Source organism: Aquaspirillum sp. (assembly GCF_055136605.1).
The window spans coordinates 1-6,107 of record NZ_JBSQVP010000095.1; the positions used below are offsets into that span (position 1 = coordinate 1).

Annotated in this window: 8 protein-coding genes; 5 read left to right on the forward strand and 3 right to left on the reverse strand. The window is 44.4% G+C overall.

Translation table 11 applies throughout. The annotated features are described in order from the left end of the window. Window positions 1-111: 111 nt before the first annotated feature. Window positions 112-318 (reverse strand): hypothetical protein, encoded by a 207-nt coding sequence (locus ACTBZS_RS11575; protein WP_463044234.1) that lies wholly within the window; start codon window positions 316-318, stop codon window positions 112-114. Window positions 319-508: 190 nt separating this feature from the next. On the opposite strand from ACTBZS_RS11575, the gene ACTBZS_RS11580 reads away from it, so the two are divergent. Next, window positions 509-1,312 (forward strand): SapC family protein, encoded by an 804-nt coding sequence (locus ACTBZS_RS11580; RefSeq protein WP_463044235.1) that lies wholly within the window; start codon window positions 509-511, stop codon window positions 1,310-1,312. A gap of 4 nt (window positions 1,313-1,316) precedes the next feature. On the opposite strand, the gene ACTBZS_RS11585 is transcribed toward ACTBZS_RS11580, so the two are convergent. Further along, the gene (locus ACTBZS_RS11585) at window positions 1,317-1,991 is read right to left on the reverse strand and encodes a FecR family protein (RefSeq protein ID WP_463044236.1); all 675 of its coding nucleotides are present in this window, start codon (window positions 1,989-1,991) and stop codon (window positions 1,317-1,319) included. A 135-nt stretch (window positions 1,992-2,126) separates the two neighbouring features. Here ACTBZS_RS11585 and ACTBZS_RS11590 point away from each other — a divergent pair, with 135 nt between their 5' ends. The 4 genes from ACTBZS_RS11590 to ACTBZS_RS11605 all read left to right on the forward strand — a co-directional run bounded on the left by ACTBZS_RS11590 (window position 2,127) and on the right by ACTBZS_RS11605 (window position 5,357). Beyond that, complete coding sequence (locus tag ACTBZS_RS11590) at window positions 2,127-2,474, forward strand: hypothetical protein (protein ID WP_460429769.1); 348 nt, start codon at window positions 2,127-2,129, stop codon at window positions 2,472-2,474. Further along, window positions 2,467-4,149, forward strand: coding sequence for an ATP-binding protein (locus tag ACTBZS_RS11595; RefSeq protein WP_463044237.1), 1,683 nt, complete (start codon window positions 2,467-2,469; stop codon window positions 4,147-4,149). Before ACTBZS_RS11590 ends, ACTBZS_RS11595 begins: the two co-directional genes overlap by 8 nt. Continuing rightward, window positions 4,118-4,495: a response regulator gene (locus tag ACTBZS_RS11600; protein WP_460429771.1), complete on the forward strand. Its 378-nt coding sequence runs from the start codon at window positions 4,118-4,120 to the stop codon at window positions 4,493-4,495. Before ACTBZS_RS11595 ends, ACTBZS_RS11600 begins: the two co-directional genes overlap by 32 nt. Window positions 4,496-4,589: 94 nt before the next feature. Then, window positions 4,590-5,357 carry a response regulator gene (locus ACTBZS_RS11605; protein WP_463044238.1) on the forward strand — a complete coding sequence of 256 codons (768 nt, stop codon included), beginning with the start codon at window positions 4,590-4,592 and terminating at the stop codon, window positions 5,355-5,357. Here the strand turns inward: ACTBZS_RS11605 and ACTBZS_RS11610 are convergent. After that, window positions 5,346-6,107: diguanylate cyclase domain-containing protein (locus tag ACTBZS_RS11610; RefSeq protein WP_463044239.1), on the reverse strand; the 762-nt coding region annotated here is incomplete at its 5' end. The two genes, ACTBZS_RS11605 and ACTBZS_RS11610, sit on opposite strands and share 12 nt — an antisense overlap.

The following is a 6,107-nucleotide window of genomic DNA, read 5'->3' on the forward strand; positions in this document are numbered from 1 at the left end:
CAATAGATTTACATGCCAAAAGAAAATCTCTGTTATGTGTTTGGCAAACAAAAAGGCAGATCCCAATTTTGGAATCTGCCTCAATAGATTTTTGTCATATTAGGTGAGTTGTTAACGCATACCAGATTGGGCGGCATGGGCGACAACCGATAACCAAGTCCGCAGATCCTGTGCAGTATGCTCACCGATCCCCGCATCAGGGTAGGTGTAAACATAAGGCTGGATTTCTAATGCAGGCTCGGGGGTATCCGCCTGCTGGCTGATATAAGATGAAAGGGCTTGCGCCAATTCAGGCAATTCAATGATCGCTTCCGACATGTTCTCTCTCCTCTGAGTTGATGGCTTTTGTGATAGCAGCCATTCAATTTGTCATATCGTAAAGCGATTTTGTGACAAAAGAAAGATGTTCGCTTAAAAATCTCGTGAAGTCGCGGCTGTTCGCTGGTCATGGTCACCATTTTTTGTCAGAATCTGCCAACTTCATTATTCATCTACAAGGATACAGACTATGCCGCAGTACCATCCGGTTTCATTTGAACGTCACGGTCATCAACAATGGAAACGCTATTCCAACTACTTATTTGCTGCAGGTGATGCAGTTGCACCCTTAACAGCGCCAGAACTGGCCAAGGCCGTGTTGAGCCTAGCCATTGCCTTAGTGCCTGTGAATGATCGTTTTACTGTCGTCGCCGTACAGGGATTTCAACCTAACCAAAATCTGTTTGTGTTGCCTGATGGTCGTTGGGCAGGTGACTATATCCCTGCTCGCTATCGGGGCCACCCCTTTGCCTTGCTAGACAGTGCCGATGGTCAACAAGTGTTGTGTATTGATGAAGCAGGCGATCATTTAACTACCGAAGGTGGTGAGCGTTTCTTTGATGAACCCGGCAAACCAAGCCAAGTGATCGGTGAATTACTGACATTCCTTGGCCATGTCAAAAGTGCAGATGCCGCCACTCGGCAGATGTGTGATGTCCTTCAACAGTATCAACTGATTGTACCGTGGCCCTTGACAGTCAAAACCGCTGAGGGCGATCAAACGGTAGAAGGTCTATTCCGTATTGATGAAGCAGCGTTTAATGCCTTACCAGCAGAAGCCCTGTTTCATATCCGTCAAGCCGGTGCCTTGCCATTAGTTTATTGCCAGTTGTTATCGATGCAAAACATCGCAAAACTGAGCCAACTTGTCACCCTACATGCACAACTTCAAGCCCAACAACAAACTGCCACCACACCGGCGGCTATGCTGAGTCAAGGTGCTGAATTGAACCTTGAGTTTTTGAAACAAGGTGACACGCTGCGTTTCGGTTAATTGCTCAGTAATACCCACCCTCTGAATATAAGTTGATATCAAAAGGCAGGCTGCGATATTGCAGCGCCTCCAACATCAACAACTCATCATCGGTGTGGTTGTATACGCCCCCGGGGACAGGTTCAATTGGCTGCTGTTCTCGGGGATAGATATACACCGGCCGGTCATGATGAAACGACGTATAGCGCATGGCGTGCTGTGGGTTGGCCGTGGGTTGGAGGTGTGTCCAGCCATAACATAAACAAAAATAAGTTCGTTCAGGTTCAACTTCAAAGTAACACCCCGTTCCACGAATACCCATGGTTGCCACAGGGGTATGCAATGTTTTTTCACCGCGCCCAAATACCGCCAAGAGCTTTCCTGTTACCACCCGAAAAAACTGTTGTGCCGATTCACCAAACAACACCTCGGATTGATCACGCTGTAAATACGCTTCTTCACCAATGACATAGACCACATGGGCATGTTTTCCTGTGGTGATACGGTCAGTTCGGCGCACCACATCGCCGACCTTGGCAAGGCGTCCGTTAATCCATACCTCACCTTGTAGCGTACGTATCCCTTGAATAACAGCGGCCTGATTTGCCAAAACAGATTGAATCGCTAATAAAGGAGAAAGTGCTGATACTGCACCAAGGCCAGCCAGCTTTCTTAATGATTTTCTTTTTTTAATATCCATTTTTCGATATAAATTTAATGACTGTGTGAATAAATCATTCGCTATTTTGCCCAACACTAGGGAACATCCGAGTGGGTTTTTCAGTAAAACTACTCTACTCTTGAGGCTAGCAGCGTATGATAAGGGCAAAATTCTATGACAAGCTACCGTTACTTCAACCCTGAGCGCGCCCTTGCTCCTTTACGGGGTGATAAACAAGGCTTTCGACTGTTAGCGCAAGCGTACGCACAAGAATTACCCCTGCATATCGCGCAACTACAACAACACAAGCGACCTGCCCTACGGCAACTTTTACATCAGCTGTCAGCGACTTTTGGCATTTTTCAATGCCAAATTGGCCAAGATCTTGTGCAGACACTCAGACAGCGTCTGTCAGCATCTGAGGACTTTCCCTTTGAAGAATGTCAACAATTAGAAAAAACAATGAATTATCTTAACGAAGAGCTCACCGAGTATGTAAAAACAGGAGAGACCGATGTTTAAACGGCTCTTATCCTCCCATCACCTCACCACGATTCTACCGGTTTTTCTACTATGTGTTTTATTAGGATTGTGGTTGGGGATTGATGCACTCATCAAACACGATAAAAAAATCAGCCTTGCACACCAACAAGAAATTGATCGTAATTTAGTTCGGGCCTTGGAGGAGCATATCGACAGTGTGATTCGTGAAGTCGATCAAACCACCCGTTTTCTTAAATTTCGTTATGAACAAACTCCAGAGCAGGTTGATATTGTCTCTTTTCTTGAACAAGAGGTCATTATCAACCGCTATTTCACCCAAATTGGCATTATTGATGAGCATGGTTTTTTAACCATGACCAATAAACGCGATTTTAAACGGGTCGATCTGCGAGATCGCGAGCATTTTTTAGTTCATAAACAGGCGCAGGATCGAGGGCTATTCATCAGCAAACCCATTTTAGGTCGTTCTTCTGGTAAGTGGTCGATTCAATTTACCCGCCGTATCAATAAGGCTAATGGCGATTTTGGTGGGGTGGTGGTGGTTTCTGTCGATCCCTTTTACTTTACACAACTTTATCAAGACGTTCATACCAGCCATAATGGGGTGATTTTATTAGTTGGGCTAGATGGGATTATTCGCACGGCTAAAAGTGGCGATTTTTTAAAAATGGGAGAAAACATTTCACATCACCCTTGGTTCCAGCTATTAAAAAACCAACACAACCAATTCGTTCAAAAACAATTTACCGGCTATGGCAACCACACATGGCAACTTTCCGCCACGACATTAGATAAATTCCCTATTTCTGTGGTATTGATGCACAAAGACAGCTCTATTTTACAAGAACATGAAGAAAGACAAGAATATCTTATTTTATTAGGTGGCTTTAGTTCATTGTTTTTATTATTGTTTGGTGGCTATATTTTATGGCAAGCACACCGCTTACAACGAAGCCAAGCTGCGGCAGAATCTGCAAATAAAATGAAATCTGAATTTCTTGCCCACATGTCGCATGAATTACGCACGCCTCTTAATGGCATTTTAGGTGCAGCCGAATTGATACAAGAAAGTGAGCAAGTTGAAGAATGCCGCGAGTTGGCCGTGATGATCTATAGCAGCGGTAAACAATTACATCAGCACGTTGATATGGTGTTAGATCTCGCCCGATTGGAAGCAGGCAAAATGACCTTGCAAACCAAACCGTGCCAACTGGCTAGCATCTTGCAACAAGCTTGCAACCAACATCAACATTTTGCCCGCCAAAAAAATCTCGCCCTCGAATGTGTCTGGGACGGTGAACTATTGGGATCAGCCGAGGTCGATCACGTTCGCTTGGGTGAAATCATCAGTAATTTGCTACATAACGCAATTAAATACACGCCACAAGGCAAGGTCACGGTTGAAGCCACCCGACAGCCTCATCATGTCACCATTAAAGTGACTGATACTGGCATTGGCATCCATGAAGAAGATTTACCCTATATCTTTGATAAGTTTCGCCAAGTTGAACGGTTTGTGACGCGCTCTCAGGGCGGTTCTGGCTTGGGTTTAGCGTTAGTACGTGAATTAAGTTGTCTGATGGGTGGTAACATTCAAGTGCAATCCACTCCCAATCAAGGGAGCTGCTTTATTCTTGAACTGCCATTGAAGGATGCCCAGCATGACAAAAAACGCATCGATTCTAATTGTTGATGACGAAGAAATTAACCGTCGTGTGGCAACGCTTTTTTTAGAACGGGCAGGCTATGCTGCACGAGCGGTGAAAGATGCAGCCGAGGCATGGGCAATTTTGCAACAACAAGATTTTGATCTTGTGTTGTTAGACATCAGTATGCCGGGGGAAAGCGGCATCAGCTTATGCCAACGCATTCGCCGAGACTACCGAGGGAAACAGCCGGCGGTGATTGCTTATACCGCTCATGCGATGGCGATTGAACAAGACGAAATCCGACAGGCCGGTTTTGATGCTATTGCTACAAAACCGGTATCCAAACAAGATTTATTGCAGCAAATAGCTGACACTCTACAAAACCGTTAAATGCAAAAAATTTGACAAAGCGCATTCTTTTTTCATCCTGCCACCCGTAAAATCAATCAAACATTTAAATTTTTCCAACCATAAGGAAACGATCGTGCCTGTTCCTGAGCATAGCCGTGTGCTGATTGTTGAAGATTCATTGATTGATGAAGTTTTGCTGCGTTGTTGGCTAGAACAATCGGGGGCACACCTATCTATGGCGGGCAATTTAGCAGAGGCCCAACAGTTGATTGCAGCTGGTGAGCCCTTTAGTCATGCCATGCTGGATATTCAGTTGCCCGACGGTTTGGGCTCTAGTTTGGTTAGCACGCTGCGTGAAACGGGGTGTCAATGCATTATTGCGATGACGTCTTTTGATGAGACGACGATTCACGAACTCGCCGGCTGTGGCTTTGATTATGTGTTAGACAAACCCATCGATTATCAACAACTGCTGCGTGCCCTACAGCCTTACGAGCAAAACCACAACAGCGGCTTATTAGGTCTGTTTGAAGAAGATCATGTCGAAGAATTTAATTTAGCCGCTGCTCTCGAACGGTTTGGTGGTGAACACAGCTTGTATCAACATATTGTGCAACTGTTTTTACAACAGTGGCCGCAGCACAAAGAAGCGATGCTTTTGCACATTACCGAACCAGCTCAACTTGTCAAAACAGTACAAACCGTGATTGGTTTAATCAGTCAAGTCGGCTTTACTGCGGTGGTTAAAAATGAGCTGCATCAGTTAGAAACCAAAGCGACATTATGGTCAATTGCGGCACGTTTTCACCATGTTTGCCACATTAGCAATCGGATTGAAAATTATCTTCCCTTATTGCGTGAACAAGTTAGTAGCTCCCAGAAAAAATCTTCATTCGCTTAAATCTGCTAAGACAACACTGCCTTTGGTTTGTCTTTTTGCTTGGTACATGGCCTTATCTGCGAGGGTTAATAATTCTATGACAGTGCGGCCATGTTGCGGCATCAAAGCAATCCCAATACTGGCGCTCATCTGACGAGTATATCCATTCAGTACCATCTCTTCTTTAATCGCTTCAAGTAGGCGTTCGGCAATTTTTACCGCATTTTCTGCTGTATCCACGTCATAACACAATATCACAAATTCATCCCCACCAATTCGCGCCACAAAATCATCTGCTGGTAGATGATTACGCAAACGTTGGGCAATAATTTTTAATGCAGCATCACCACAATCGTGACCTAATTCATCATTGATCGGTTTAAAACCATCTAAATCAATAAACAGAATGGCATGTGTTTTTTGATGTTTTGCGACAGAACGTAAAACCAATTCCAATGTTTCATTTAAATAAACTCGGTTGGGTAAGCCAGTTAAACTATCATGCATGGCTAAAAACTCAACTCGCTGGCGGCCAATTTCTTCTTCAGAAATATCACTGACTAAACCGATAAAGAATGTCTCATGGTTGCGGCGAATTTCGGTAACCGATAGACGCATAGCAAATACTTCACCATTTTTGCGTAAACCCTGCACTTTACGACCAACACCAATGATATGCGTGACACGCTCTTTTTGATAACGCTCAAGATAGCTGTCGTGTTGTTCTGAGTGAGGTTTTGGCATCAAACACTTGATATTTTCACCTATAAT

Excerpts from the sequence above, each read along its gene's own strand:
- ACTBZS_RS11590 (WP_460429769.1), top strand. The coding sequence starts at position 2,127 with ATGACAAGCTACCGTTACTTCAACCCTGAGCGCGCCCTTGCTCCTTTA.
- ACTBZS_RS11595 (WP_463044237.1), top strand. The coding sequence starts at position 2,467 with ATGTTTAAACGGCTCTTATCCTCCCATCACCTCACCACGATTCTACCG.
- ACTBZS_RS11585 (WP_463044236.1), bottom strand. The coding sequence starts at position 1,991 with ATGGATATTAAAAAAAGAAAATCATTAAGAAAGCTGGCTGGCCTTGGT.
- ACTBZS_RS11575 (WP_463044234.1), bottom strand. The coding sequence starts at position 318 with ATGTCGGAAGCGATCATTGAATTGCCTGAATTGGCGCAAGCCCTTTCA.
- ACTBZS_RS11600 (WP_460429771.1), top strand. The coding sequence starts at position 4,118 with ATGACAAAAAACGCATCGATTCTAATTGTTGATGACGAAGAAATTAAC.
- ACTBZS_RS11580 (WP_463044235.1), top strand. The coding sequence starts at position 509 with ATGCCGCAGTACCATCCGGTTTCATTTGAACGTCACGGTCATCAACAA.